21 protein-coding genes and 1 pseudogene are annotated in these 25,023 nt (G+C 71.1%); 9 read left to right on the forward strand and 13 right to left on the reverse strand.

What is annotated here, in order from left to right; genetic code table 11:
• Positions 1-17 precede the first annotated feature (17 nt).
• Complete coding sequence (locus CLV40_RS25810; RefSeq protein ID WP_104481577.1) at positions 18-797, reverse strand: transposase; 780 nt, start codon at positions 795-797, stop codon at positions 18-20.
• A 453-nt stretch (positions 798-1,250) separates the two neighbouring features.
• Here CLV40_RS25810 and CLV40_RS25815 point away from each other — a divergent pair.
• Positions 1,251-2,410, forward strand: a pseudogene (locus tag CLV40_RS25815) (IS3 family transposase).
• Between the two features lie 507 nt (positions 2,411-2,917).
• Here the strand turns inward: CLV40_RS25815 and CLV40_RS25820 are convergent.
• On the reverse strand, positions 2,918-3,700 hold the full coding sequence (locus tag CLV40_RS25820; RefSeq protein ID WP_104481578.1) for an ABC transporter permease subunit: 783 nt from the start codon (positions 3,698-3,700) through the stop codon (positions 2,918-2,920).
• Positions 3,697-4,617, reverse strand: coding sequence for an ATP-binding cassette domain-containing protein (locus CLV40_RS25825; protein ID WP_104481579.1), 921 nt, complete (start codon positions 4,615-4,617; stop codon positions 3,697-3,699). The genes CLV40_RS25820 and CLV40_RS25825 overlap by 4 nt, the downstream gene beginning before the upstream one ends.
• Before the next feature lie 146 nt (positions 4,618-4,763).
• Between CLV40_RS25825 and CLV40_RS25830 the strand changes: the two genes are divergently transcribed.
• The 6 genes from CLV40_RS25830 to CLV40_RS25855 all read left to right on the forward strand — a co-directional run bounded on the left by CLV40_RS25830 (position 4,764) and on the right by CLV40_RS25855 (position 10,750).
• Positions 4,764-5,885, forward strand: coding sequence for a sensor histidine kinase (locus CLV40_RS25830; protein ID WP_245931578.1), 1,122 nt, complete (start codon positions 4,764-4,766; stop codon positions 5,883-5,885).
• Positions 5,882-6,532: a response regulator gene (locus CLV40_RS25835; RefSeq protein WP_104481581.1), complete on the forward strand. Its 651-nt coding sequence runs from the start codon at positions 5,882-5,884 to the stop codon at positions 6,530-6,532. Before CLV40_RS25830 ends, CLV40_RS25835 begins: the two co-directional genes overlap by 4 nt.
• A 91-nt stretch (positions 6,533-6,623) precedes the next feature.
• Positions 6,624-6,881: a hypothetical protein gene (locus tag CLV40_RS25840; protein ID WP_104481582.1), complete on the forward strand. Its 258-nt coding sequence runs from the start codon at positions 6,624-6,626 to the stop codon at positions 6,879-6,881.
• A gap of 212 nt (positions 6,882-7,093) precedes the next feature.
• Complete coding sequence (locus CLV40_RS25845; RefSeq protein ID WP_104481583.1) at positions 7,094-7,852, forward strand: SDR family NAD(P)-dependent oxidoreductase; 759 nt, start codon at positions 7,094-7,096, stop codon at positions 7,850-7,852.
• Positions 7,849-8,610, forward strand: coding sequence for an SDR family NAD(P)-dependent oxidoreductase (locus CLV40_RS25850; protein WP_104481584.1), 762 nt, complete (start codon positions 7,849-7,851; stop codon positions 8,608-8,610). The genes CLV40_RS25845 and CLV40_RS25850 overlap by 4 nt, the downstream gene beginning before the upstream one ends.
• A 16-nt stretch (positions 8,611-8,626) precedes the next feature.
• Positions 8,627-10,750 carry an MMPL family transporter gene (locus tag CLV40_RS25855; RefSeq protein ID WP_104481585.1) on the forward strand — a complete coding sequence of 708 codons (2,124 nt, stop codon included), beginning with the start codon at positions 8,627-8,629 and terminating at the stop codon, positions 10,748-10,750.
• Between the two features lie 27 nt (positions 10,751-10,777).
• On the opposite strand, the gene CLV40_RS25860 is transcribed toward CLV40_RS25855, so the two are convergent.
• Genes CLV40_RS25860 through CLV40_RS25890 form a run of 7 tightly spaced genes read right to left on the reverse strand, consistent with a single transcriptional unit; the run spans position 10,778 to position 18,305 of the window.
• Positions 10,778-11,701 (reverse strand): phosphatase PAP2 family protein, encoded by a 924-nt coding sequence (locus CLV40_RS25860; RefSeq protein ID WP_104481586.1) that lies wholly within the window; start codon positions 11,699-11,701, stop codon positions 10,778-10,780.
• The gene (locus CLV40_RS25865) at positions 11,698-12,288 is read right to left on the reverse strand and encodes a sterol desaturase family protein (protein WP_104481587.1); all 591 of its coding nucleotides are present in this window, start codon (positions 12,286-12,288) and stop codon (positions 11,698-11,700) included. The genes CLV40_RS25860 and CLV40_RS25865 overlap by 4 nt, the downstream gene beginning before the upstream one ends.
• Positions 12,289-12,309: 21 nt before the next feature.
• Complete coding sequence (locus CLV40_RS25870) at positions 12,310-13,515, reverse strand: beta-ketoacyl-[acyl-carrier-protein] synthase family protein (RefSeq protein WP_104481588.1); 1,206 nt, start codon at positions 13,513-13,515, stop codon at positions 12,310-12,312.
• Positions 13,515-15,266, reverse strand: coding sequence for a beta-ketoacyl reductase (locus CLV40_RS25875; protein ID WP_104481589.1), 1,752 nt, complete (start codon positions 15,264-15,266; stop codon positions 13,515-13,517). The genes CLV40_RS25870 and CLV40_RS25875 overlap by 1 nt, the downstream gene beginning before the upstream one ends.
• Complete coding sequence (locus CLV40_RS25880) at positions 15,263-16,333, reverse strand: MupA/Atu3671 family FMN-dependent luciferase-like monooxygenase (RefSeq protein ID WP_219824115.1); 1,071 nt, start codon at positions 16,331-16,333, stop codon at positions 15,263-15,265. The genes CLV40_RS25875 and CLV40_RS25880 overlap by 4 nt, the downstream gene beginning before the upstream one ends.
• Positions 16,324-17,418, reverse strand: coding sequence for a 3-oxoacyl-ACP synthase III family protein (locus CLV40_RS25885; RefSeq protein ID WP_104481590.1), 1,095 nt, complete (start codon positions 17,416-17,418; stop codon positions 16,324-16,326). The genes CLV40_RS25880 and CLV40_RS25885 overlap by 10 nt, the downstream gene beginning before the upstream one ends.
• Positions 17,415-18,305 carry a fatty acid desaturase family protein gene (locus CLV40_RS25890; RefSeq protein ID WP_219824116.1) on the reverse strand — a complete coding sequence of 297 codons (891 nt, stop codon included), beginning with the start codon at positions 18,303-18,305 and terminating at the stop codon, positions 17,415-17,417. Before CLV40_RS25890 ends, CLV40_RS25885 begins: the two co-directional genes overlap by 4 nt.
• Positions 18,306-18,776: 471 nt before the next feature.
• On the opposite strand from CLV40_RS25890, the gene CLV40_RS25895 reads away from it, so the two are divergent.
• The gene (locus tag CLV40_RS25895; protein WP_104481592.1) at positions 18,777-19,112 is read left to right on the forward strand and encodes a hypothetical protein; all 336 of its coding nucleotides are present in this window, start codon (positions 18,777-18,779) and stop codon (positions 19,110-19,112) included.
• A 5-nt stretch (positions 19,113-19,117) separates the two neighbouring features.
• Here the strand turns inward: CLV40_RS25895 and CLV40_RS25900 are convergent, their stop codons facing one another.
• Both CLV40_RS25900 and CLV40_RS25905 read right to left on the reverse strand, forming a co-directional pair.
• Positions 19,118-19,981 (reverse strand): hypothetical protein, encoded by an 864-nt coding sequence (locus CLV40_RS25900; protein WP_104481593.1) that lies wholly within the window; start codon positions 19,979-19,981, stop codon positions 19,118-19,120.
• Between the two features lie 82 nt (positions 19,982-20,063).
• Positions 20,064-20,654 carry a vWA domain-containing protein gene (locus CLV40_RS25905; protein WP_104481594.1) on the reverse strand — a complete coding sequence of 197 codons (591 nt, stop codon included), beginning with the start codon at positions 20,652-20,654 and terminating at the stop codon, positions 20,064-20,066.
• Positions 20,655-20,816: 162 nt separating this feature from the next.
• On the opposite strand from CLV40_RS25905, the gene CLV40_RS25910 reads away from it, so the two are divergent.
• Positions 20,817-23,750 (forward strand): AfsR/SARP family transcriptional regulator, encoded by a 2,934-nt coding sequence (locus CLV40_RS25910; protein WP_104481595.1) that lies wholly within the window; start codon positions 20,817-20,819, stop codon positions 23,748-23,750.
• A 33-nt stretch (positions 23,751-23,783) separates the two neighbouring features.
• On the opposite strand, the gene CLV40_RS25915 is transcribed toward CLV40_RS25910, so the two are convergent.
• A complete protein-coding gene (locus CLV40_RS25915; RefSeq protein ID WP_104481596.1) occupies positions 23,784-24,983 on the reverse strand; it encodes a helix-turn-helix domain-containing protein in 1,200 nt (399 codons plus the stop codon).
• Positions 24,984-25,023: the final 40 nt, after the last annotated feature.

The following is a 25,023-nucleotide window of genomic DNA, read 5'->3' on the forward strand; positions in this document are numbered from 1 at the left end:
GCTACCGGGGACGACCGTCAGGCCGTCATGGCCAGGTTGCGCATCTGGGCGACGCCACGGGTGGCGTACCAGACCCCGTCGCGTTTGCGGCGGCAGTTGCGCAGGATGTTCCAGGACTTCATATGGGCCAGGGCGTGCTCGACCCGGGCGCGGACGCTCTTGTGGATGGTGTTGAGATCTTCTTTCCATTGCGGCAGCGGCGGTTGCCCCTTGCGGGGTTTGCGATAGGGCATGATCACCTCGGGGTTGCCTTGGTAGCCGCCGTCGGCCATCACCTTCGCGCCCCGGCATTGCTCATCGACGCCGGAGTCGGTGTAGGCGCGGCAGTCGTTGCGGTTGCCGGGCGTGGGTTCGCCGACCGCGATGACCAGGCGGGTGTTGGCGTCGATGACGACCTGCATGTTCACCGAATAGCGGTAGTTCTTGCTGGAGGCGGACATGCCGCGGTCGTGGGTGGGCACCAGTGTTCCGTCCACGATCAGCACCGTGTCCGGGCTGTGTTTCCGGGTCACCGGGGAGAGTGCCAGCAGCGGCGCCAGATGATCCACCGCCCGGTTCGCGGCCGACCTCGAGATCCCGAACAACAGCGCGACCTGCCGAAACGTCAGGTTCGTCCGGTAGTACACCGCCACCAGCAACACCCGATCCGCCAGCGACAGACCCCACCACCGGCCAGCACCGGTCTGCTCACCACCCCGAGCGGCCACGGCCCGCACCAGTTTGCGGAACGCCCGCACCGACAAACCCGTGAACACCGGCACCCACTCCGGCCGGTCCGCACTGATCACCTGCACCACACCAAGATCATCGATCTTGACGAGACACCGTTACGGGACAGCTTCTAGTCTCGTATAGGTCGGACGTGCCTGCATGAACTCCGCAGGGGCGCGGTCATCGGCTGCGGTGTGGCCGGTTGGGGTAGAGGTGAGTCGGTCTGAGGCGGTGTGGTCGGGGTTGGACTGGACTCGGACGGTGCCGGTTAGGGGATGAAGGTTACCTCTGGGTAGCGGGGGGATGGGGCGTCTAGTAGGTGGCCTTTGTGTCGGAGGTGTAGATCGTAGAAGGCCAGTGGGTAGGCGCGTTGTACTGCTTCGGCGCAACGTGGGGGAAGTGTGCCGATTTGTTTGGCGATGTCGTTTTGGGACCAGCCGAGTAAGGGGGCGATTTGGGGAATGAGGAATTCGGGTCTGCCCAGGGTTTGGTTGACACCTCATGTGTGAGGCTTCGGCCTCGCCTGGAAGGATGTCATCGTGCCCAAGCCCTATCCCCGTGAGTTCCGCGACGATGTTGTGGCCGTGGCTCGTCGAGGTGATGCCCCGTTGAAGCAGGTCGCGAAGGATTTCGGGATCTCCGAGTCGTGCCTGGCCAATTGGCTGCGTGCCGCCGATGTCGAGGACGGCGCGCGGCCCGGCGTGACCCGGGATGAGTCCGCCGAGCTACGCGAGTTGCGTAAGCGCAACCGGTTGCTGGAGCAGGAGAACGAGGTCCTGCGCAAGGCCGCGGCCTACCTGGCGCAGGGCAACCTGCTGGTAAAATAGTCTTCCCGCTCGTCCGTGAACTGGCCGCGGCCGGCGCCTCGATCAGGGTGCCGGTCGCGGTGACGTGCAGGGTGTTGGGGATCTCCCGGCAGGCCTACTACCAATGGTGCTCGGCTCCGGTCTGCCGGCGCGATTGGGACGACGCGCAGTTGATCAACGCCGCGCTCGAGATCCACGCCGACGACCCGGCCGACGGGTACCGGTTCATCGCCGACGAGCTCGCCCAGCAGGGCTTCAGCGCCTCGGAGAACCGGGTGTGGCGGATCTGCTCGATGCAGCAGATCTTCTCGCTGCACGCCAAGAGGAAAGGCCGTTTCCACAAGGCGGGGCCGCCGGTGCACGACGACCTCGTGCGCCGTGACTTCACCGCCACCGCACCGAACATCAAGTGGTTGACCGATATCACCGAGCATCCCACCGGTGAGGGCAAGCTGTACTTGTGTGCGGTCAAGGACTGCTACTCCAACAAGATCGTCGGATACTCCATCGCCTCGCACATGCGGGCCTCACTCGCGGTCAGCGCTCTGCGCAACGCCATCGCGCTGCGCGACCCGCGCGATGTCGTGGTCCACTCCGACCGCGGCGCTCAATTTCGGTCGGGAGCCTACCGGCGTCTGTTACGCAACCATGGGCTAACCGGGTCGATGGGCCGGGTCGGTGCCTGTGGTGACAACGCCGCGATGGAATCGTTCTTTTCTCTGCTGTAGAAGAACGTTCTCGATACCCGACGGTGGCGCACCCGGGAGGAGTTGCGGTTGGCGATCGTGTCCTGGATCGAAACGAAGTACCACCGCAAACGCCGACAACGCGCCCTGGGCAAGCTCACACCGGTCGAGTTTGAGACCATCTACACAACCGCAGCAGCGGCCTGAGAACCCGTCAACACCGGTGTCAACCGAAGTCTGGGCAGCCCCTTCCTCGTCTCCGTAGGAGATGTGTGCGGCGCCAGAGAGGCCGGTGTTGAGTCGCCAACCGCGTAGGCTTGACCAGAAACTTTGTTGGTCGGCTTGTAGTTTTCGGGTAGTTCGGTTGGCGTCCATTAGGAGGAATGGGCGATCCAGGCCGCCGGTGGTCACTGGGCCGAACATGGGGCCGTCCATGCTGAGGCCTGCTTTGATCCGTTGGTCCTCGAACATGGTGTTGGCGGTGGTGCTGCCGCCCGCGGATACGCCGAACATGGCGATTCGGCGTAGGTCCAGGGCGTCGGGTAGTTCGCGGTGTTCGGCGTCGGGGTTGGTTCCGGTGTTGAGCAGTTGCAGTTGGTCTAGTACGAAACGGGTGTCGGCGACCCGCGTTCCGGCTGGGTCGGGGGCTGTGCCGTCGGGCGATGCCTGGGCCAGGTTGCCGTGATGTTGCGTTTCGAAGTGTTGAGCGTGGGTTCATACGTCGCGGCGGGTCAGGCGCCAGGTGGCTGCCGTGATGCCGACGGCGAGGTAGGTCAGGCAGACGATCAGGGCTGATCCCGGGGGTGGCCAGTCGGGGTCGTGGAACGTTGTCCAGGTGAGGCCTTCCGCTGCCGCGGCTGGAGACCAGTGGATCAGGGCTGTGGAGCCGTCGGGGGAGATCGCTTTGAAGACCGTGGTGGAGAGGAACATCAAACCGGTGGTGAGTGTGGTCGCGCCTGCGGTGTGGCGGAGCAGGGTGCCGATCGCGGCGCCGAGGATCGCGGCTGTGCACAGGTAGAAACCCTGGCCCAGCAACGCGCGCAGGACGTTTGGGGTGTCCAGGGTGACGTCCAAGTGCTTGCCTGCCAGGACGGACTGTGCGGCGAAGAAGGCGGTGAAGGCCAGGGCCAGGCCGGTCACCAGTGCCACGGTGCCGAGGACCAGCAGCTTTGCTGTGAGCACTCGGCCGCGCCGGGGTACCGCGGCGAACGTCGAGCGGATGGTGCCTGTGCTGTATTCCGCGGTGACGGCCAGGATGCCGAGGAGCGCGAAAGCCATTTGTGCCAATTGGAATCCGGTGAACGTGGTGAAAACGGGGTCGAACTCGGCACGGGCGCGTGCTGTCCAACTGTCCCATGCGCTGATCGTCGAGCGGGCCTGTAGTACGGCGATCGCGATGGTTGCGACCGTTGCGACGGCGAGGATCAAGGGGGTCGATCGGACCGAGCGCAGTTTCGTCCACTCGGCGGCGACCAGGCTTGTCGGGAAACGGGTCATCGGGCGTCCTGTGGGCGTGGCTCGGCGCGGTATCGGAGTTCGGGGTCGGTGATGCGGCGGAAGACTTCCTCGAGTGAGGGTGGGCGTGGGGTCAGTTCGACGAGCGCGATGCCGTGTGTGGCGGCCGTGGCGGCGATCTCGGCCGGGTCGAGACCCGTCACCGCCAGGCCGTGGGCGGGTTCCGGTGCCACTGTGGCCCCGCGAGCGGTGAGCAGCGTGGCGAGCGGTGTGTCGCAGGCGGTGCGGACCAGCACGTCGCCGCCGTCTGAGCGGACCAAATCCGCCATGCCGGAGTCCGACAGCAGCCTGCCGCGGGCGAGGATCAGGACGTGGTCGGCGGTCAGCTGCATCTCGCTCATCAGGTGGCTGGAGATCAGCACCGTGCGGCCCTCGGCGGCCAGCGACCGGATCAGCCCGCGGATCCAGTGCACGCCGTCGGGGTCGAGGCCGTTGACCGGTTCGTCGAAGATCAGGACCTGGGGGTCACCGAGCAGGGCCGCGGCGATCCCGAGCCGCTGCTTCATGCCGAGCGAGAAACCGCCGACACGTCGGTGTCCTTCCTCGGTCAGGCCGGTGCGGCGCAGCACTTCGGCGACCCGGCCGCGTGGGATGTCGTTGGTCTGCGCGAGCCACAGCAGGTGGTCGCGGGCGCGCCGGCCGCCGTGGGTGGCGTGCGCGTCGAGCAGGGCGCCGACCTGCCGCAACGGTTGGGTCAGTGCGCGGTATGGCCGTCCGTTGATCCGCACGCGGCCGTGTGTTGGCGAGTCCAGGCCGAGGATCAGTCGGATGGTGGTGGATTTGCCCGCGCCGTTCGGGCCGAGGAAACCGGTCACCCGCCCGGGTAGGACGCGGAAGGTCAGGCGGTCCACCGCGCGGTGGCGGCCGTAGGTCTTGGTCAGCTCATCAGCTTCGATCATGGGCACTCCCCTTCTGGTTGACCCACCGTGCCGGGTTGGTGCCTGCTCCGTCATCGCCGCACGGGCAGGCGCCCCGCGGCGTATGCCCGTGGGCATACGCCTGGAGAGTGATGTGCGCGGCGGTGGTGCCTGGCTACGGTCGGGCGATGAGGATCGACGTGCGCCCGCCGCTGCGGCCGGGACACTGGTTCGCGCTGGACTGCGTCGCGGCCGTCGCGGTCGCGCTGGTGTGGGGCGGCCCGCTACTCGGTGGGCACGGCGAGGCGCCGCGGTGGGTCGGTCTGCTCGGTGCCACTCTTCTTGCCGTGCCGCTCTTGCTGCGACGACGGTGGCCGTGGGTGGCGTTCGGGCTGGGCATTCCGGCGTTCGGCATGTCGCTGGCGACGTCGGTGGTGCCGGTGGTGCCGTTCGCGTCCGTGCCGATGGCGGTGGTCGCGTATTCGTCCGCGGCACGAGGATCCCGCCGCGCGTACGCGGCGCTCGCGGCGGTCGTGGTCGTGGTCGCCGCCGCTACCACCTGGAATGGACAGTGGGTGGCGGTTCTGCTCCCCGGTGCCGTCGTGGTGATCGGGTGGAGTGCGGGGTTGTTGCGGGCGCAGTATCTCGGGTATGCGCGAGTCCTTGCGGCGCAACGGGAACGCGAAGCCGATGCGCTGGTCACCGATGAGCGCCTGCGCATCGCGCGGGAGCTGCACGATGTCGTCGCGCACAGCATGAGCGTGATCACCGTGCAGGCCGACATGGGCAGGCTGGTGTTCGACCGCAAGCCCGCCGCCGCGGCCGCCGCGCTCGGCGTCATCGAGACCACCGGTCGCGAAGCGCTGACAGAGCTGCGTCGGATGCTGGGTGTGTTGCGGGACAACGACGTGCGCGGCGTGCTCGAACCGGCACCGGGCCTGGCTGGACTGGACGGCCTGGTCGCGCGCACGGCGGCCGCCGGAATCAGCGTCGACGTCGTGGTGCGCGGCACGCCACGGCCGCTGCCCGCCGGGGTCGATGTTTCGGCCTACCGGATCGTGCAGGAGGCCCTGACGAACGTGGTCAAGCACGCCGGGACCCCGACGTGCCGCGTCACGGTCGTCTACGGGCAGGACGCCGTGCTGCTGACGGTCAACGACGACGGGCGCGGCGGGCCGCACGGCCCAGGTGGGCACGGGCTGGTCGGGATGCGTGAGCGGGCCGCGCTGTGCGGCGGCGAGTTGCGCGCGGGCGCGGTGCCCGGCGGGTTCGAGGTCGCCGCGCGGCTGCCGGACGGGGACGGCCGGTGATCCGGGTGCTCGTCGCCGACGACCAGGCGCTCGTCCGGGCCGGTTTCCGCGAGATCGTCGGCTGGGCCGACGATCTCGACGTCGTCGGGGAGGCCGCGAACGGCGCGGAGGCGGTCCGGTTGGCGGCGACCCACCGGCCCGACGTCGTGGTGATGGACATCCGGATGCCCGAACTGGACGGCATCGAGGCGACCCGGCGGATCACCGCCGAGCTGACCGGGGTGCGGGTACTCGTGCTGACCACGTTCGACCTGGACGAGTACGTGTTCGCGGCCCTGCGCGCGGGCGCGAGCGGCTTCCTGCTCAAGGACACCCCATCGGCCGAGTTGCTGGCGGCGATCCGGGTGGTCGCGTCCGGCGACGCACTACTGGCCCCCGGCGTGACGCGCAGGCTCATCGCGGAGTTCGCGACCCAATCCGCCCGGCCGTCCCCGCGCGCGGTCCTGCCCACCACGATCACCGCGCGGGAGCGGGAAGTCCTCACCCTGGTCGCGGCCGGGCTGTCCAACGCCGAGATCGGACTACGACTGCACATCACCACCGGGACCGCGAAAACCCACGTCGGGCACCTCATGCTCAAACTGGCCGCGCGCGACCGCGTGCACCTGGTGATCCTCGCGTACCAGACCGGCCTCGCCGCGGTGTGAACGAGGAAGGACGCGGCGGTCGCTCGTACGCGGGCGCAGGTCGGAATAGGATCGGCGCGGGGCTCTGGCCGTCCGTGTTGAGGAGGATCGAGTGGACTCGAAGGATCCGAGGGACCCGGACTACCCGGAGAGCCGGTGGCTGGTGGTGGGGCCGAGGGCATTTGTGTCCGTGCTGTTGCTCGTGGGGTTCAGCTACGCGGGGTTCCAAGTCCGGCCGGTGGTGGGCTGGGTCGTGGTCGCGTTGGCCGTGGGGTGGGTCGCGGTGAGCGTGGTGCTGGCGGTACGGGCGTCGGACCACCGCTGGTACGCGTTCTGGGAGCGGCTGGGGCGACCGTTCCACTCGGCGTGAAGTGCTGTGGGGCGTTGCGAAGTCATTCGTCCGCGAGTTGACGCGCGTGGGAATGGCTATGCCGTCGGGTTCACGGTGTGGTCGGCGCGGCGGTGGCCGGGGCGTGCGGGGTCGACCGCGCGGAGGACACGGGAAATCACCGCGTGACCGGGGGGAATGCAGTTGTGGCTGAAATACCGGAAAAAGGCTGGATTCCTCGCTAGCATTGCGCAATGCCAACCGCTCTCGTCACGGGTGCCACGGCGGGCCTCGGGCTGGAATTCGCACGTCAGCTGGCCGCGCGCGGCGAGGCGGTCGTGCTCGTCGCCCGGACCGAAGCCCGGTTGCGCGAGGTGGCCGCCGAGCTTGCGGCCGCCTACGGCGTCGCGACCGAGGTGCTCGTCGCCGACCTCGCGGATCGGGCCGACGTCGATCGGGTGGCCGAGCGGGCCAGGACCGTCGATACCGTGGTGAACAACGCCGGTTTCGGCCTGCGGCAACGCTTCCTGGACAACGACATCGCCGCGGAGGAGGAATTGTTCCAGGTCCTGTGCCGGTCCGTCCTCGCCATCTGCCACGCGGCGGGTCAGGGCATGCGCGAGCGCGGTCGGGGGCGGATCATCAACGTGTCCAGCGTGGCGGGGTGGTTGACCTCCGGCACGTACTCGGCCGCCAAGTCGTGGGTCACCGTGTTCAGCGAGAGCCTCTCGGGTGAGTGCGCGCCGTCCGGGGTGACGGTCACGGCGTTGTGCCCCGGGTTCATCCGCACGGAGTTCCACCAGCGCGCCGGAATCGGAACCGGGTCGATCCCGGACCGGGCCTGGCTGGACGCCCGGCGGGTCGTGCGCACCTGCTTGCGGGACGCGGGCAAGGGCAAGGTGATCTCGGTCCCGGGCACGCTGTACAAGGCGATCGTGCTCGCCGCGCGCTTGGCGCCTCGGCAACTGGTGCGGCGCAGCGGTACCGGCGTCGCGAAGGCCCGCCGCGGATGAGCACGGCGTTGGTCACCGGCGCGACCTCGGGGATCGGGCTGGAGTTCGCCCGCCTGCTCGGCGCGCGCGGCCACGACCTCGTGCTCGTCTCGAACGAGGCCGACCGGCTCGACGAGGTCCGCGCTGAGTTGGCCGAGCGGTACGGCGTCGGGACCGAGGCCCTGCACGCCGACCTGTCCGCGCGCGCCGATGTCGAGCGGGTCGCCGAGCGGGCGCGCGCCGTCGACGTCTTGGTCAACAACGCCGGGTTCGGGTTGCGGAAGTGGTTCCTCGACAACGAGCGCGCCGACGAGGAGCGGCTGCTCGACGTGCTGTGCCGCGCGGTGCTGGTGGTCAGCCACGCCGCCGGGCGCGGCATGCGCGCGCGGGGCCGCGGCTCGATCATCACCGTGGCCAGCATCGCGGGCTGGGTGGCGGGCGGCACGTACTCGGCGGCCAAGTCGTGGAGCATCGCGTTCAGCGAGGGCCTGGCGGGCGAGTTGGCGGGCACCGGTGTCACCGTGACGGTGCTGTGCCCCGGGTTCGTCCGCACGCAGTTCCACCGGCGCTCCGGGATCAGCGTCGACAAGCTGCCGGACGCCCTGTGGCTCGACCCGCGGCGGGTCGTCCGCGACTGCCTCGCCGACGTCGACCGGGGCAAGGTCGTCTCCGTGCCCAGTCGGGTCTACAAAGGACTTTCCTGGCTCGCCCGGATCGCGCCGCGGCGGTTCGTCCGCAGCGGCGGGAAGATCACCGACCACCGCCCACCCCTGCGGTGAGGCCTGGAGGACCCCTGTGAGTGCTGCGGTACACGACGGCCGGTTCGCCCGGGCTGTCGCGGCGGTCGGTCGGGCGAGCGCCCGGCACCGGTTCGTCGTGATCGGCGCGTGGGTGCTGCTGGTGGCGGCGCTGCTGACGAGCGCGCGGCTGATCGGCACGCCGACGGACAACGACGTGAGCCTGCCGGGCACCGACGCCCAGCTCGTCCGCGACCTGACCACGTCGGCGTCCGCTCCCCTCACCTCCGGGACCGTCATCCTGGTCACCGAGCAAGGACGGCTGGACGACGAGGCCCGCTCCGGCGTGGTCGCGGCGACCGCGGCCGCTCTGCGCGGGACCGAGCACGTAACCACGGTGAAACCACCCTCCACGCGGGACGGTTCACTGTCCGCGGACGGGCGCACCGGCTGGTTCACGGTGGGCATGGACGTGCGCCGGGCGGAACTCACCAAACCCGTGGCGCGCACCGTCACCGACGCCGCGCGGCCCGCCGCCGACGCCGGTCTGCGCGTGCTCCCCGGCGGCGCCTTCGCCCAGGTCGTCGACGGTTCGGGCAGCACGGGCAACGAGTACTTCGGGCTGATCCTGGCCGCCCTGGTGCTGTTCCTCGCGCTCGGCGGGATCGTCGGCGCGCTGCTGCCGCTGCTGGCCTCGGGTCTGTCGGTGCTCGCGACGCTGGAAACCGTCGGCCTCGCCGGGAACCTGACCTCGATGCCCGCCGTGGCGTCGACCCTGGCCCTGATGGTCGGCCTCGGCGTCGGCATCGACTACTCGTTGTTCCTGCTCAGCCGGTTCCGCACGCTGACGCGGTCCGGGCTGTCGGTGCCGGACGCGATCGAGCGCTCGGTCGCCGACTCCGGCACGGCGGTGGCCGTCGCGGGGGTGACGGTGGCGGTCGCGCTCGCGGGGCTGGGCCTGACCGAGGTGCCGCTGCTGCGGACGCTGGCCTGGACGTGCGGGATCGCGGTCACGTTCGCCGTGCTCGCCGCGCTCACCCTGCTCCCCGCGCTGACCTCGCTCGCGGGCACCCGGCTCGCGCGCGGCGGGCGGCTGCACCGGCGGCTGACCAGCCGCGCGGGTTCCGGTTTCTGGGCGCGGCAGGCGGATCGGGTGACGCGCAGGCCGTGGCTGGCGGGCGGGCTCGCGCTCGTGCTGCTGGCGCTGCTCGCCGCGCCCGCGACCGACCTGCGCCTCGGTCAACTCGACGCGGGGTCGTCGCCGGAGGTCACGGCGGTCCGGCAGGCCAACGACGCGATCTCGGCGGCGTTCGGGCCGGGGACGGGGACGCCGCTCACCGTGCTCGGTCAGGTGTCGACGCCGGTCACCGATGCCAAGGACCCGCGCGTGGGCCGGTTCGTGGCGATGGTGCGTGACCAGCCGGAGGTCGCGGCGGTCGGACCCGTGACGCCGACGGCGGACGGGCTGGCCTTCGCGGTTCAGGTCGTTCCCTCGACCGCGGGCGGGGATCCCGCGACGGCGGACCTCGTGCACCGGTTGCGTGAGCGGTCCGTGCCGGAGGTGACCGTGCACGTCGGTGGGACCACGGCGGCCCGGGTGGACCTCGCCGACCGGGTGAGCGACAAGTTGCCGCTGGTCATCGCGGTGGTGCTGCTGCTGTCGGTCGCGGTGCTGCTGCTGACTTTCCGGGCGCCGCTGCTCGCGCTGAAGGCGGCGGTGATGGACTTCATCTCGATCGGCGCGGCCTACGGTGTGCTGACTGCGGTGTTCACCTGGGGTTGGGGGGTGACGTGGATCGGGCTCTCCGGTCCGGTGCCGGTGCCGAGCTTCGTGCCGCTGATGCTCTTCGCACTGCTGTTCGGGCTGTCGATGGACTACGAGGTGTTCCTGCTCAGCGATGTGCGGCGGCGTTGGACGCAGACCCGCGACAACCTGCGGTCGGTGCGCGAGGGGCTGCTCGGCACGGGTGGGGTGATCACCGCGGCGGCCACGATCATGGTCGGCGTGTTCCTCGCGTTCGTGCCGAACAACGACCCGACGATCAAGATGTTCGGGGTGGGGATGGCGGTCGCGATCGCCGTCGACGCGACCGTCGTCCGGTGCCTGCTCGTGCCCGCCACCATGGCGATGCTCGGCGACCGCAACTGGTGGACACCGGGCCGCAAGCGCTTGCCCGCCTGAGCCGCGTCGTCGAACTCCAGGGGTCGGCTACCCCACGGACGCCCCGCCTGGGCTGTCTTGCCGTTTCGCGCGCCAGGGCAGGCGGGGACGCCAACCGGTGAAAGCCATGGTGGCGGTGAAGATGACGGCCGCGATGGCCATGCCCGCCAAGCCGTCGACCAGGTAGTGGTGGTTGAGGTAGACCGAGGCCAGTAGGACCAAGGCGAAGAAGGCCCAGGCCACGGTGCGCAGGGAGCGGTAGTGGGTGGCGAAGAGGGCGGCGAGGAAGGTCTGTCCCACGTGGAGGGATGGGAGCGCGCCGAAGACGCTTGAGCTGGCCTTGTATTGGCCGGAGAACCAGGATACTCCGAGGAGTTGGTCGAAGCGTGTGCCGCCGGCGGGTTCGGGTGGGGCGGTGACGACCGCGGGGCCCGTGCCGTATTCCGTGACGTACCAGGGTGGGGCCGTCGGGTGCAGTTGGTGGATGGTGTACCCGATGACATGTAGGGCGAGCAGGGCCCACATGATGACCCACGCGTCCGTGCGGCGTTCCTTGAAGCGCCACCAGGCGGCCAGGAGGACGAAGCCGGGCATGAATCCCAAGTAGACGATGCCGCAGAGGAAGTCGAGGATCGGGGTGGTGTGGGTCTGGAACCACTCCGCCACGGTGATCGGGCCGTTGGCGGTGCGCACGCTGAACCAGGCCAGTTCCCAGTCCCGGGGGCCCGTGACGTCGATGGCCCGCCGGGTGACGGCCGGGGACAGGACGCGTTGGCGGTCGTAGATGAGGAGTTGGATCAGGAATGGCGAGGCGAACAGGGCGAAGGCCCGCCAGCGGTGGCAGGTGAGGACGATGGTGGCCGCTGTGGCCGCCAGGACCAGCCGGAACAGGAGGGGGGCGCCGGAGAGCAGCAGGAAGCCGATGTAGGCCACGCCCGCGATGCGGACGGCGGGAACCAGCCAGCGGTTCACTGCGCGGAGGCCGCCGTCGTCGAGTCGGGGAGGTCGCGGACGCGGCGCACGAGGACGTAGTCCTGGGTGTAGGCGTCGGCGAGTCCGCCGCTCTGGGGGTCGAGCAGCCAGGGCATGGCGAGGCGCTCGGGGACGGCGAGGGGCTTGGTGAAGGGGACGTGGGTGCGGAAGACGTGGTCCCACACCGCCGACGTGACGCCGAAGTTGCGCTTCGGGGTGTGGAAGTGGTGCTGGACGTGCTGCAACCGCAGCCACCGACCGTAGGACGTGCGCGGGGCCCTGGTGTGGATGACGCGGTGGACGGACTCGTAGACGAGGTACATGAACCCGAGCCCGCACGGGAAAGCCGCCGCCTCGAAGTCCCCAAGGGACAGTCGCAGGATCGCGACGAGCACACCGACCACGAAGACGACCCCGATGAGCTTCCGGGGCCAGCCGACCATGTGCAGCGGGTCCGCGTGGTGCAGCGCGTGCTCCTTCGCGAACGGGTTGCGGAGCCCGCGGGAGTGGAAGAGCCGCCCGTGCAGCAACCACTCCAGGAAGGTCCACGTGAGGACCCCCGCGGCGAAGTACCCGAGCAGAGCCATGGTGCGTTCCCCCTGTCTTCGTCAAGCCGCCTGCGGGCGGCCGAACACGATCGACGCGTTGAGTCCGCCGAACGCGAACGAGTTCGACATCACCAGGCGGGTCCGGTGCTCCCGCGCGGTGTTCGGCACGCAGTCGAGGTCGCAGTCCGGGTCCGGGCCGTCGAAGTTGGCCGTCGGCGGCACCACGCCGTGCTCGATGGCCAGCACGGCGACCACGGCCTCGATGCCGCCGGACGCGCCGAGCGCGTGGCCGGTGGTGCCCTTCGTCGAGGACATCACGGGAACCGAGTCCGCGCCGAAAACGGTTTTGAGCGCGGTGGTCTCGGCCGGGTCGTTGGTCGGTGTGCCCGTGCCGTGGGCGTTGACGTAGTCGATCTCGTCGGGCGCGACCGCGGCCGAACGCAGCGCGCCCGTCATGGCCGCCGCCATCCCGCTCGCGGAGGGCCGGGTGAGGTGCCCGGCGTCCGCGCTCGCGCCGAAACCCGCCACTTGCGCTCGAGGTGTGAATCCCCGCGCCCGCGCGTGCGCGGCCGATTCGAGCACGAGCATGCCCGCGCCCTCGGCGAGCACGAGCCCGGTGCGGCCCGCCGCGAACGGGCGGCAGGTGTCTTTCGCCAGCACGCCAAGGGATTCCCAGGCCCGCAGGGATCCCTCGACGAGGCACGCCTCAGAACCACCGCACACGGCGACGTCGACGGCACCCGACTCCACGAGCTGCGCGGCCACCCCGATCGCGTGCGTGGCCGCGGCACAGGCACTGGCCACGACGAAGGCGGGGCCGCGGAAGCCGAACGTCATGCTGATCCAGCTCGCCGCCGAGCTGCCCATGCTCTTCGGCACGGTCAGCGGGCTCAACCGGTTGGCGCGCTGCCGGTACAGCCGCTCGTACTGCTCGTCCAAGGTCGCGATGCCCGGCGCGCCACTGCCGACGACCACCGCGACCCGGTCGGGGTCGGGGAGATCCGCGTCCAGAGCGGCGTCGGCCAGCGCGGCGCGCGCGGCGGCCACGGCCAGCAACGCCGACCGGTCGCACAGCGCGGGCCGCGCGACCCCGGCTCCGGCGATCCACTCCGTGCCGCGGATCTCCGCCACCGGCACGTCCACCCCTGGGCAGCCCGATGGCGGCGCGAACACCGGGGACGGGTCGACGAGCCCGTCCCAGAACCGCTTCAGGCTCGACCCCGACTGGGTCAGCACCCCGAGCCCGCTGACGTGCACGCCCCGCATCAGGCGGTCCCGGACACCGCGAGCGCGTCGTCGCGGACGCGTCGGTCGAGGAGTTCGGCCATGGCCACCAGGGTGTTGTTCATGCCCAGCAGCAACTCGTCGAGGCCGAGCCGGACGGCGAACTCGCGCTCGATGACGAAGAGCATCTCCAGGGCGATGAGCGAGTCGATGTCCATCGACGCCAGCGGCAGCGCGGGGTCGAGGTCGCTCGGCGCGCACGAGAGCATCTGCCCGAGCTGCTCGCGGATCACCTCGACGATGTACCCGACGCGCTCCGCGTCCGGCAGCTCCGCCAACCGCTCCAGCGAGAGCCCGACCGGCTGGGTGGCGGCGAGCGGCTCCAGCACGGGCCGCGAACCGGCCCAGGTCAACAACTCCGCGGCCGAGTCGTCCCACGAGGCCACGGCGAGGTTCGGCTCGTCCCGCGCCAGCGCCATGTCGACGGTCGAGAGCACCTGGTCGACGGTCAGTCGCCGCAGGCCGAGCCGCTCCCAGACCTCGTGCAGTTGCGCGCCGTCCGGTGTGGCGCCGAACCCCACCTCGCCGATGGGCCCCCACGCGATGCTGACGGCGCGGACCCGTCCACGGTTCAGGCGGCGCGCCACGCCGTCGAGGACCGCGTTCGCCGCCGCGTAGCCCGCCTGCCCCGGTGAGCCGAAGGTGGCGGCGGCAGAGGAGAACAGCACCATCGCTTCCGCGCCGAGTTCTTCGGCGAGTTCGCCGAGCAGCAGCGCGCCACTTGCTTTAGCCGACAACAATACCCTGGTCTGTTCCTCGGTGGAGTTCATCAGTGAAGACACACAGGACAGCCCGTCGATCCGCCAGTTCGAGGCGAGGTGGAACACGCCGCCGATGGCGTCACCTCGGGCGCGCAAGCGGTTGGTGAGCGCGCGCACGGCCGCCGGGTCGCCGACGTCGAGCACCTCGTACTCCGCCGCGCAGCCCAGGTTCGCCAGCAGCCGGAGGTTGCGCTCGCGGTCGCGGTCGAGCGGACTGCGGCCGAGCACCAGCAGGCGTTCGGCGCCGCGTCGGGCCAGCCAGCGCTGGACTTCGAAGCTGAGCCCCGCCGCGCCGCCGCTGACCACGTGCAACCGTCGCGGCGAAAGGCCTTGGCCGCTGGCGACCGGGGGCAGCGCCGAGGCGCGCAACCGGGCCACGAGTGGGCCGTCGTCGCGCAGCAGGACCTCGTCCTCGGCGGAGTCGGAGAGCAGGTAGTCCGCCAGCAGCCTGCCCGCCGCGGTCGGGTCGTCGACGTCGAGGTCGACGAGTCCGCCCCAGCTCTCGGGGCGTTCGGCGGCGTGGCACCGGCCCAGCGCCCAGGCGAAGTCGTGCTCGGGCCGGACCGCCTCGCGCGCGCCCGGGCCGTGCAGGCCGGTCCGCGTGACGATCCACAGCCTCGCGCCCGCGTTGGCCACCCGCTGACACAGGCGCACGGCCGCGTGCGCCCAGGCCCAACCCTCGTCGCCGGTCAGGTCGGATCCGGTCAGTGGCGCGGTCTCGTCGAGGAAGAACACACACCGCTGACCCTGGATCTCGTCGGGCGCTGCCGCGAGATCCGCGCGGTGGACTCGGGTGCTCGGGTCCGTCGCACCGAGTGCCGCCGCGAGGGCGTCCGCGCTCCGACTCGGCCCCCACGACAGCAGAACCCACTCGGACTCGGTGGCGGCAGCAGGCCGGGGCTCGAACTCGGCGGCTTTCTCCCAGTTCAGGCCAAGGATTCGGGTCTGGTCGTCCTCGTGGACGCCGGTCATCGCGGGCTCCTTGATGTCGGCACGTGGGCGAGGGACTCGTTCAGCTCGGCGAGCAGCGGCAGCTGCGCGCGCACCTGGGCGCCGCGCAGTCCGAAGTCCACGAGGCAGGCGACCTCGTCGACGCCGAGGTCGCGCACGGTCTTGAGGGTGCGGTGCGCGTCGTCGACGGTGCCGATGAGGGAACGGCCGTCGATGGCGCGCTGGAAGTGCGCCTGGGCGAACTGGTCGACGTGCCGGGCGGTGAACCGGTCGAGGTCGACGCCGCGACCGCGCGCTTTCGCCAGTCCGCGCGCCAGCGGTGTGATGCTCTTGAGGTAGTCGCGGTACGGGTCGCGGACGAGGCCGACGACCTCGTCGCGGTCCGTGCCGAGGTGGGTGTGCAGCATGAGCGCGACGCGGCCGTCCGCCGGGTCGTGACCGGCGGCCGCGAACTCCTGGCGGTAGGCCGAGATGTTCTCCGCCAGCTTGTCCAGGTTGCCGTCGAGGACGTGGGTCAGCACGCCTTCACCGCGCCTGCCCGCGCCGCGGAAGGTGTCCGTGCTCTGCGACGCGGCGATCCACACCGTGAGGTCCGGCTGCACCGGGCGCGGCAGCGGGCGCACGCGGATGTCCTCGCCCGAACCGGAACGGGCCTCGTGCAGGCCGCCGCGCCACAGGGCCCGCACCTGGTCGATCAGCTCGAAGAGCACGGCGTGCCTGCGCTCGTAGCGGTCGGGGTGGAAGGCGAAGTCGGCGGGCGACCAGCCGGAGGCGAACCCGGCTTCGAGCCGCCCGCCGCTGAGGTTGTCCAGAATGGACAGGTCTTCGGCCACCCGCAGCGGGTCGTGCAGGGCGACGACCAGGCTGCCGGTGCGCAGCGTCAGCCGCTCGGTGCGCGCGGCGACGGCGGCCAGCAGCGGTACCGGGTTCGGGAACGGGGCGCCGAAGCTGGAGAAGTGCCGTTCCGGCAGCCACACGCCCGCGAACCCGCTGCGGTCGGCGAACGCGGCCAGGTCCAGGACGGTCCGGTACTGGTCGGCGGCGTTGGACTCCAACGCGCCCGCGAAGAACATCAGGCTCAGTCGCATGGTTCACCTTCCACGTAGGTGAAGCCGCCGTACATGAACTTGGTCGCCTCCGCGCCGAGCACGCCGAGCACCTGCCCGGGCCGCAGCACGTGCTGCTCGCGGACGCTGTGCAGGCCGATCCAGGTCGAGGCGGAGCCGGTGTTGCCGTAGTCGGCGGCGCAGTTGTGGAATTTCTTCTCCGGGATGCCCAGCACCGGGGACAGCACCTCGCCCATGCGTCCGTTCGCCTGGTGGGTCAGGTACCGGTCGACCCGCGGCTCGTCCAGCCCCACCGACGTCAAGGCCTCGAAGCCCGCGCGGAACAGGTCCAGGCCCTCGGCCCGGGCGAGGTTGTAGTCGTTGACGAAACCCATGGAACCCGGCTGGTCGATGGCGTGCGCCGGTTTGGCCGAACCGCCCGTGACGAGGCTGAAGGCGGACGGTTTACCCAGGCCCAGCGTGCCGAAGTAGACGTTCGACAGGTAGGCGCCGTCGCCGGGGTACCGGGAGAGGATGACGGCGCCCGCGCCGTCGCCCATCTGCGCCGCGTTGACCAGCTGGCCGCGGTCCGCGCGGGCTTCCTCGACGTCGAACAGCACCGAGCCCGTCTCGCTGCCGACGACGCACACGCGGTCGGCGGCCGTGGTGGTCAGCATCGAACTCGCGATGGTCAGCGCGTTGGCGAAGCCCGTGCACGCCTGGCGCAGTTCCATGTACTGGCCGGTGTAGCCGAGCCGGTCGGCGACCCAGGAGACGTTGGGCGGTAGCAGGGTGTGGGGCGAGGTCGTGTGACCGATGACCAGGTCCACGTCGTCGATCGTGAGCCCGGCCTGCCCGAGCGCGGCGCGGACGGCGCGTTCGGACAGCTCGGGGTTGGTGTCCCCGGGTCGGGGCAGTTCGCGGGTCGCGAGGCGGTCGCGGGCCAGGAACCGCTGGTACACGCCGAGTTGGTCGGCGATCTTCCCGACGAACTGGGACTGGTGCGCGCTGACGCCCAGGGACATGAACCGCACCATGTCCGCATTGGACACAGGGACTCCCGGCATGGCCACGCCGGTGCCGAGCACGCCGAGCCGGGCGGGGAGCAGCCGCGGCGCCCGGCTCATTTCTCGACCCGCACGGGCTCGACCGCGGACCGTGGCGGCAGGAACAGCGGGTTGGTGGTGAAGCGCCTGAGATAGGCCACGGTGAAGCTGCGCTCGTAGGGGATGCCGCGGGCGTGGAAGTCCTCCCGCAGGACCTTGGCCACCTTGACCAACCGCGGCCCCGGCACGTCGGGGTACGCGTGGTGCTCGGCGTGCCGGTTGGCACCGCTGAGGAACACCTGGCCGAAGAGGTCGCAGTCGAAGGACGTGCACGCCTGGAGGGTGTCCTCGGCGACCAAACCTTGGTGGTAGACCATGTCGTTGAGGCTGCCGAGAACCGACCCCGCGATGAGCGTCCACAGCAGGAAGTACCACTGCGCGCTCGGCAGGACCTGGCTGAGCGTGGCGTACAGGGCCACCGCCGCGACCGGTCCCCACAGCGCCCGGACCACACCGGTGTGCTTCAACGCGATGATCGGGGCGCGGACCAGGAGGAACACCGGCGCGCCGACGACCGAGGCGACCGTGAGCAGCGCCATCGTGGCGGGCGCGGACCGCCGGGGGAAAATGATCTCCTGTGGATCCGCCTCCGTGCGGAACTTGGCGTGGTGGGTCAGGTGCGCGGCGCGGTACCCCGGGTAGGACGTGCCGACGATGACCGACATCGCCTCGCCGAGCCACCGGTTGACCTTCCGGCTGGCCGCCAGGTGCCCGTGCGCGGACTCGTGCATCAGCCCGAAGACGCCGATGAACTGCAGCGCGCCCAGCACGACGAAGAAGACCTTGACGGGCGCGGCGAGCGGGCCCGCGTAGGCGGACCCGAAGATGATCGAGAGAGCCAGCACCGCCAGGTAGCCGACGAGCTTCCACTTCTGCCAGGCAACGGGAACGAAGTGCTCCGGAGCCAATCCACCCCGGCGCCTGGTTACGGAAACCAACTGTGACACTCCCCCCGTGTGGTGTCATTCAGCAATAGCCCAAGCTACCTCGGGGGGCGGGGGCGGGCAACGCCCTTCAGTCTCAACCGAAAGCGAGCCGCCCAAGATCTGTTTCTCGGGCCGTCCGCGGACATGTCTTGCTTCTCAACACATGTTTGTCTGTTCCTCGAATTCCTGGGATGTCCACAACGAAACCGTTGGGACCGCTGGCGGAGCGGGCGGTCGGTGTCGCGGTGGGGACGGTCGGGAGGGGACGGAGAAGGGCAGCGACCACCAGTACGGTCGGGACTTGAGGAGCAGACAGAGTTCGAACGCCGCGATTGTCGGCGATCTGTCCATATTTTGTCCTGGACACCCGAGAATTGCTCCGCGAAAGCAGGCTAGGGGTTTCCCCAACCGCCGCGTGGTCGACTCCGCAGGACCCTCACCACAGAATCGGGGATGAACGTGCTCCGTCGACTCACCACCGCCACCGCCCTCGCCGCGGCCCTGACCTGCGCCGCGACCTCCACCGCCGTCGCCGCCGCGCCCGCCGACATCACCTGCGGCAACCACGCCACACGCGACGCGGACAACCACTACTCCTACTTCGGGAACTGCGCGGACCACCCGGTCAACATCCACGTCTTCTCGTACTACATCCCCCCGGGCAGCACGCTGCCGGTCAGCCAGGACAAGGGCTACCGGTGCGTCCCCGCGAACACCGACCAACTCCTCGGCAGCTACCCCAACAGCGTGAACGCGTTCTACGCGGGAGGCGAAACCGGCCCCTGCTGACGAGGTCACCACCGGGCGCCGTAGACCCGCCCCGGCACCAGTTCGTCGAACCGGATGTGGACCTCGCCCGCGTCGTCCACCGGGTGCGGACTGCCGCCGGGCAACTCGCCCCCCGCCGCGCCGCGCACCGACCGCACCTGCGCGGGCACCCGCTCCCGACCGAACCGCACACGCAGGTCGAAGCGGGTGCCCGGTTGGTCGGGCCGGAACAGCAACTGCGTCGGCGGGGTGGCGGGCTGCGCGCGGATCGCGAACGTGTGCGACTCGCCCCGGGCCAGGGGGAACGGGAGCCGGAACCTGCCCTGGTCGGTCAGGGTGCCGCCGTAGTGGACGCGCAGGTCCGCGGCACGGCACGTGGTCTCCAGGTCCAGCTCGCGAAGGCCGTCCCCCGCCGCGGTGATCCGGTGGTGCTCCAGCACCTCGGGTCGTGGGCCGTCCAGCGCCAGCGCCGCGCTCAGCGCCACCAGGTGCCACGCGGCGGGCGCCCCGGCTTCGGGGGCCGGGGTGTCGTTGGCCAGTTCGGCGAGGTGGTCGATGGCCTCGTCCACGCGGCGGCGCACCGTGCGGACGTCGCGGTCGATCTGCTCGGACGCCCAGCGGACCCGGTCCTGGTAGAGCGGGAAGCGCGCGTCGGCCTCGATGGCGAACGCGACGCGGGCCGCCAGCCGCAGGTCCTCGGGGAGGCGGTTGCTCAGGTCCGCCAGCCGGTCGGTGACCTTGCGGCGGATCACCGGCCGCCCGTCGAACTCGGTGATCGCGCAGGCCAGCCGCAGGGTGGGACCGACGCGGTCCTCGATGCGGCCCACGAACAGGCCCCGCCCCTTGCGCAGCGACTTCAACTCTCGGACCAAGTCCACGTGCCCGTTCATCCGCTCGCCTCCCGATGGACCGCCAGTGCCCGCAGAGGCTGCGGCAGGCCCGTGGACCGGAAGTGGACAGATCGTGGATGCCCTAGTGCCCCTGGACCGGGTCGGCGGCGGGCGCCGACCACGCCATCGACACGGTCAGGGCGGTGCCGACGCGCACGCCGTCGCGGCCGAGGAACACCTGGGCGGTGCCGATCCGGGCGAGTGTGCCCTGGTCGGCGGCGCCGACGCCGAACGCGACCGCCGTCGGGTGCGCGGGCCACCGCGGGTCGGTGAGCGCCGCGTGGGCCGCGGGCCAGGTCACCGGGTCGGTCGGCCTGCCGTCGGAGACGAAGAACATGACCGGGCGGCGCACCACCAACCGCTCCGCCGTCAACTCGCGCACGTCGCGGTCGATGACACCCCGCAGGAAGGTGAACGCCAGCCCGAAGTTCGAGCCGACCCGCGGTCTCGGCGCGGTCACCTCCGGCAGTTCGACGACCGGCCGCAACGGGTGCAGCAACCGGGGCGCCCCGGCGAACCCGACCACGCCGACCCGGACCCGGTCGATCGCCGACCGGTCGGCGTGCACCGCGCCGCGGAACTCCCGCAACCCGGCGTTGAGCTCATCGATGTGGTCGACCACCGACGACGACATGTCACAGACCACGTAGCACGGCGAGATGTCTGGCCGCATGTTCGCACTCCTCTGCTGGGGGACCGGCGACCGGATCGTCTCCGACCCTTGTCGACTAAAAGTGGACGGATCGCCGATCCCCCGATACCCGGACGGCCGATTGCGCGATGTGTTCGGCAGACATCAAGCTCGCAGCCGGGGAGGCGCGGAGTGGAGTTTCGAATGCTGGGCCCGCTGGAGGCGTGGCACAACGGCACACCGTTGAACCTGGGCGACCCGCAGCAGCGGTTCGTCCTGGTGGTGCTGTTGCTGCGCGCCAACATGCCGGTGTCCGTGGACCGGTTCACCGACATCGTCTGGGACGGCAAACCGGAACGCGGTGGCTCGGTGCGCAACTACATGAACAGGCTGCGCAAGACCTTCCGCGACGCGGGCGCCGACGACGTCGCGATCGAGACCACGCCCACCGGCTACGTGCTGCGCGTCGACGAGGACCGGATCGACCTCCTCAGGTTCAACCGGCTGCGGGAGGCGGCGCGCGCCGCCTGCGACCCGCGGCGCGAGATCGAACTCCTGCGCGCCGCGGTGGGTCTGCGGCGCGACGAGTTCCTCGCGGACATCGACCACGACCGGATCGGCGGCACCGACCTCGTCTCCCCGGACGTGGCCTACCTCGACGCCGTCGGTGACCTCGCCAAGCTGGAACTGGAGTCGGGTGACCACCGGTCCGCGCGCGACCGGCTGCGCACGGCGGTGCGCATGGACCCGACGCGGCAGCCCCACGCCGAGTTGCTGATGCGCGCCCTGATCGCCGGTGGCGACCGGGTCGCGGCGCTGCGGGTGTTCGCCGACGCCCAGGCCGCCTTGGCCGAGCTCGGCCTGGAGCCGGGCACGCTGCTGCGCAACCTCGCCGCCCGGGCCGAACGCGGCGAGCCGGTCAGTTCGCTGCCGTCGCGACCGGGCGGGTTCACCGGCCGGGGCGAGGAGTTCGCCGCGATCGAGGCGGCCGCGGCGGCCGGGTGCCGGGTGGTGTGGATCAGCGGGGCGCCGGGCGTCGGCAAGAGCGGTCTCGCGATCGAGGCCGCCCACCGGTTGCGGGACCGGTTCCCCGACGGCCAACTCCTGGTGCGCCTCAACGGCTACACCCCGAACGTGTCCGCGACGACGCAGGAGGACGCGCTCGCCCAGCTCTTGGCCGAGATGGTCCCGGTGGAACAGATCCCGCCGACGCTCGGTCGCAAGTGCACGGCCTACCAGACCGAACTCTACGGCACCAGAAGGCTCCTGGTGCTGGACAACGCCGAGTCCCCCGAGCAGGTCCGCCCGCTGATCCCCACCGACCCCGGTTGCCTCGCCATCGTGACGAGCAGGCGGATGGGCGAACCGGGCGTCGGTGCACACCTCCGCCTCGCCCCGCTGCCGCGGGCCGAGGCGGTCGAGCTGTTCCGCGGCCTGGCCGACTCGCCGCGCCTGCACGGCAAGTCGGCCGAGCTGGACCTGGTCGTGAAGCGGTGCGGGTACCTGCCGATGTCCATCGTGGTGACGGCCGCCCTGTTCCGCAGGCACGCCCGCTGGCCGCTGGAGCACCTGGTCCAGCTGCTGGAGGAAAGCGGCCCGTGCCGCACGGAGGCCGACGAGGTCACGATCGCGGCGCGCGTCTCCTACCGGCTGCTCGAACGCCCGCAACAGCACATGTTCCGCCTGTTCGGCCACCTCCCGGGGCCCGACCTCGACGTGGTGGGCGCGGCGGCGCTGGTCGACCACGACATCCACGGTGCCCGCGCGCTGCTCGACCACCTGCACGAGGTGTGCCTGCTGGAGGAGGTCGCGCCGGAGCGGTACCAGATGCTGGACCCGCTCAAGGAGTTCGCCGCCGCGCAGCCACCGACGACCCCGACCGAACGGGCGGGCGCACTGGGGCGCCTGCTCGACTACTACCTAGTCTCCCTGTCCTCGGCGGTGGGCACCGCCTACCCGTTCGACCGCGCCATGCAGCCCGCGTCGGACCGCCGTTGCGCGCTGACGCCCGTGTTCACCGGTCAGGAGGCCGCGCTGGGCTGGATCGACGCCGAGCGGGACAACCTGGTCGCCGCGATCCGCTACGCCGCGAACCACGGTTCCCGCGGGCACGCGTGGCGGCTCGCGGTGCTGATCTGGCGCTACTTCAACACCACGAGCCAGATGGAGGACTGGATCGAGACCATGGGGCTGGCCAGGGAGATCGTGGCGGCTACCCCGGACGAGTACGGCCAGGCGCACCTGCTGCTCCGGCTCACCACGGCGCACAACCGGCTCGGGCGGCTCGTCGAGGCGCGGGAGCTGGCCGAACAGGCGCTCCCCCTCTGGGCGCGGCTCGGGGACGTGCGCGGCGAGGCGGCCACGCTGTGCGCGTTGGCCATCCCGACCATGGAACTCGGCCGGTACGACCAAGCCACCGACCAACTGACGACCGCGCTGGCGAAGTACGAGCAGTGTTCCGATCTGCGCGGCCAAGCGCACGCGCTGAGCACCCTCGGCTACATCAACGAGCAACGCGGCGAGCTGGACGTCGCGCTGCGCCAACACGAGGCCGCGGTGCCGATGCTGCGCCAGGTCCGCCACACGCAGGGACTCGCGCACGCGTTGAACAACCTCGGCTCGGTCCAGCGCCGACTCGGCCAGGTCGACCTGGCACTGGACAACCACCTGGAGGCCTACGACAAGGCGCGGGAGGCGGGAGACACCTGCGCGGAGGCCTACGCGCTCAACTACATCGGCAACGTCCACCGGTCCCAGGGACGGTTGGCCGAAGCCAGGCACCACCAGGAACGCGCCGGGAAGGTCGCGGCGAAGCTCTCCGACGCCGACCTCCGCATCCAGCTCTACCACGACCGCGGCACGACGGCCCTGGCCGCGGGCGACCTGCTCCGGGCCTGGGACGGCTACCAGGCGGCGCTGGACCTGGCCGACGGCGCCGGGAACCGCACCCACCAGGCGCCCGCCCACCACGGTCTCGCGCGGACCCTGCACGCCATGGGCAAGCACACCGAGGCCGCGGCGCACTGGGGGCTCGCCGAGACCGCGTTCGCGGCGCTCGACCAGCCGGAGGCGGCGGAGGTCCGCGCGGAGCGGGCGGCCATGGGCTGCCCGTGCCAGGCACCCCCGGGATCGCGGTGAGCGCGCACCGCGATCCCGGTGCCCCTCCCCCGGTCAGTTCCGGTGCAGGACGCGGCTCAGGTCCGGGTGGATGTCCCGGACCGCGCCGTGGGTGCGCCAGCGGCTGAGGGTCCTGCTCAGCTCGCGCAGGTCCATCCGCACGGTGGCGGAATCGACGTGGGCCGCGTCGTCGAGGGTCGCGGCCAGCGTGACGCAGCTCTGGTCGATCTCACCGGACAGCGCGTACGCCAGGGACCGGCGGACGCCGAACCGCGCGCGGGCGCGGCGGGCCGTGGCGGGCAGGTGCGCCATCGCCCGCGTCAGCACGGCGGCCGACTCGGCCGCGTGGCCGAGGTCGCACAGCGACCACCCCCGGGCCAGGTCCACCGGTTCCGGCGCGGTCGACCCGAGCACCGGGTAGGCCCGCGTGTCCGGGAGCGCCGAGTCGATCAGCTCGGCGGCCCGCTCCATCGCGCGTTCGTAGGAGTCGCGGTCGCCCGCCAGGGCGTGGCCCTGCGCCTCGCGGCGGGCGGCCATGGCCAGGGTGCGCGGGCCGGGCCTGCCCACCCGCTGGGCGTGCCGGGCCAGGTCGATCGTGCGGATCGGGTCCTGCCGGTACAGCGCCAGGCCCGCCTCGCGGACCAGGGCGTAGCTCGCGATCTCCTGGTCGCCGCCCGCGCGGGCCAGGTCGGCCGCGTGCCGGGTCCACCACAGCGCGCCCCGGTCGTCACCCGCCTCCTGGTTCATCCACCCGGTGTACTCGGCGACCCGGCCCGCGAGCAGCAGCAGGCGCGCGCGGGTCGGCTCCGGGTTCTCCTTGGCCAGCCCGTGCAGGGTGCGCACCTGCGCGACCAGCGGTTGCAGCACCGTGGCCGGGCTGGTTCGCGCGCCCAGGGCGCGCAGGTGGTCGAACGAGGTCCGCAGACCGTCCATGACGAGCTCGTCCGGTTCCGGGCGCGGGCCGCCCGCGAGCGACAGGCCCAGCACCGTGCCCGCGGTCAGCACCTTCCTGCGGTCGAGCGTCGGCTCGTCCGGGTCCCGGTCGCGCGCGGTGCGGGCGGCCTCGATGAGCTTGCCGCCCGCGCCCAGGGTCGCGTCGCAGAGCCGGGCCAGCGGCTCGTTCGGCGGTTTGCTCCCCTTCTCTATCTTGCTGAGGTAGCCCTTGCTGTAATTGACCCGCCTCGCCAGCTCGCTCAGTGAGACACCCGCCGCGGTACGAAATTCACGCAGGCGCTCGGCAAATGATTCGGCCACCCGTTCCTCCCCGTTTCTACGGCAAACCGAGTACACCACT

The organism is Actinokineospora auranticolor (assembly GCF_002934265.1).
Taxonomy (GTDB): Bacteria; Actinomycetota; Actinomycetes; order Mycobacteriales; family Pseudonocardiaceae; genus Actinokineospora; species Actinokineospora auranticolor.

What these genes read in the sequence shown, in the direction of transcription:
- CLV40_RS25845 (WP_104481583.1), top strand. Translation starts at nt 7,094, where the DNA reads ATGCCAACCGCTCTCGTCACGGGTGCCACGGCGGGCCTCGGGCTGGAA.
- CLV40_RS25820 (WP_104481578.1), bottom strand. Translation starts at nt 3,700, where the DNA reads ATGACCCGTTTCCCGACAAGCCTGGTCGCCGCCGAGTGGACGAAACTG.
- CLV40_RS25910 (WP_104481595.1), top strand. Translation starts at nt 20,817, where the DNA reads ATGCTGGGCCCGCTGGAGGCGTGGCACAACGGCACACCGTTGAACCTG.
- CLV40_RS25870 (WP_104481588.1), bottom strand. Translation starts at nt 13,515, where the DNA reads ATGCGGGGCGTGCACGTCAGCGGGCTCGGGGTGCTGACCCAGTCGGGG.
- CLV40_RS25825 (WP_104481579.1), bottom strand. Translation starts at nt 4,617, where the DNA reads ATGATCGAAGCTGATGAGCTGACCAAGACCTACGGCCGCCACCGCGCG.
- CLV40_RS25865 (WP_104481587.1), bottom strand. Translation starts at nt 12,288, where the DNA reads ATGGCTCTGCTCGGGTACTTCGCCGCGGGGGTCCTCACGTGGACCTTC.
- CLV40_RS25895 (WP_104481592.1), top strand. Translation starts at nt 18,777, where the DNA reads ATGAACGTGCTCCGTCGACTCACCACCGCCACCGCCCTCGCCGCGGCC.
- CLV40_RS25875 (WP_104481589.1), bottom strand. Translation starts at nt 15,266, where the DNA reads ATGACCGGCGTCCACGAGGACGACCAGACCCGAATCCTTGGCCTGAAC.
- CLV40_RS25905 (WP_104481594.1), bottom strand. Translation starts at nt 20,654, where the DNA reads ATGCGGCCAGACATCTCGCCGTGCTACGTGGTCTGTGACATGTCGTCG.
- CLV40_RS25850 (WP_104481584.1), top strand. Translation starts at nt 7,849, where the DNA reads ATGAGCACGGCGTTGGTCACCGGCGCGACCTCGGGGATCGGGCTGGAG.
- CLV40_RS25830 (WP_245931578.1), top strand. Translation starts at nt 4,764, where the DNA reads ATGAGGATCGACGTGCGCCCGCCGCTGCGGCCGGGACACTGGTTCGCG.
- CLV40_RS25880 (WP_219824115.1), bottom strand. Translation starts at nt 16,333, where the DNA reads ATGCGACTGAGCCTGATGTTCTTCGCGGGCGCGTTGGAGTCCAACGCC.
- CLV40_RS25885 (WP_104481590.1), bottom strand. Translation starts at nt 17,418, where the DNA reads ATGAGCCGGGCGCCGCGGCTGCTCCCCGCCCGGCTCGGCGTGCTCGGC.
- CLV40_RS25900 (WP_104481593.1), bottom strand. Translation starts at nt 19,981, where the DNA reads ATGAACGGGCACGTGGACTTGGTCCGAGAGTTGAAGTCGCTGCGCAAG.